The 1249-nt window shown below is 47.9% G+C and carries 1 protein-coding gene; it reads right to left on the bottom strand.

What is annotated here, in order from left to right:
* Nucleotides 1-1203 (bottom strand): ISL3 family transposase (locus ACFFIY_RS14370; RefSeq protein WP_376837324.1); only part of this gene is annotated, 1203 nt, incomplete at its 3' end.
* Nucleotides 1204-1249: the final 46 nt, after the last annotated feature.

Raw genomic sequence — 1249 nt, forward strand, 5'->3', positions numbered from 1 at the left:
CTCTCGATACTTCCATTTCAGCAGTATCCGGGCACGCATCCGGTCAAAGTTCCGGTAACCATATGCATTTCGCTTCAACACCTTGGTGGTGTTATTGATGGCTTCCAGAAACCCGTTGCTGTAACCGAAGGCAAAGCTATTGAGGATCTCGACTTGCCAGTTCCGCAGCGTATCCCGGGTTTTCCGGAATTCCTCGAGGCCTGATTCCTCAATCAGTTCATAAAAGCCCTGCAGCTCTTGTTTGATTTCCGCTATGCCGTCAAGCCCCGCTGTCTTTGCATCATTGAACCACTTCTTAAACGCTTCCTTAAGCTCATACGCCTTTCGAAGGCTTGGATGCATATTTAGGTATCTGTCCAGATACCACTTCTGTTTCTCGGTCAGCTGATCCGACTGCTTATGGAATACATGGCGCATCCTTTTACATTTCTTACGGTCGTACTCGCTGAACTCTTTCTGAACACGTACCCGAATTCGTTCTAATGCCCAATGAACGTAACGCACGAAATGGAAACGATCTGCAACGATGACCGGATTGCCGAGCGCCTTCTTAACTGCGCTCTTGAACGTATAACTCATGTCCATAACGACCACCTCGACGGCGCCTCCATGTTGTTGCAGGTAGGACTTGACGGTTTCAACCTTTCGGTCAGGCAAGACATCAATCGGCTGACGGGTGGCTGCGTCCGCAATGATCACCTGATATTTTCCGGCAGACGTGTCTCCTTTGTATTCGTCAATGGCAATAGCTTTAGGAAGTTTACCGGGTGATGTCATTTCTTTCTCTGCCAAGCCATCAAAACGGCGTGTAATAGTGGTAGCGGAGGCTCCAAAAGAAACGGCCATTTCCTTGAACGTTTTCGCTTTTACACAACGGAGGGATACGGCTTGATTCCATTCTTTCGTAAAACGTTGATACCTGCCTACGATCGGATTCTTTTCACTGAAGCGTTTTCGGCATTTTTGGCAAGCGTAACGCCGCTGTCGATAAAAGATAGTAGTTAAACGCTCAAAGAGCTTCAGATGACCAACTTTACGCACACGATAGTCATGGACCTTGCGGGTCCTCGAACCACAGGAAGGGCAAGCATGGATCCTAACTTCCAGTTCTGCATGGAGGACCAGCCGGTCCTCCTGTTCTTCAATTCCGGTGATGATAACCTCTTTCAAGCCTGGCAAATACATGATAGAATTCATTGGCACGCAACTCCATTCTCTGCTTGTTTCTCGTCAATTCAAGTATAGAGAA

It is taken from the genome of Bhargavaea ullalensis, from assembly GCF_042432615.1.
In the GTDB taxonomy this organism is placed as follows: domain Bacteria; phylum Bacillota; class Bacilli; order Bacillales_A; family Planococcaceae; genus Bhargavaea; species Bhargavaea ullalensis.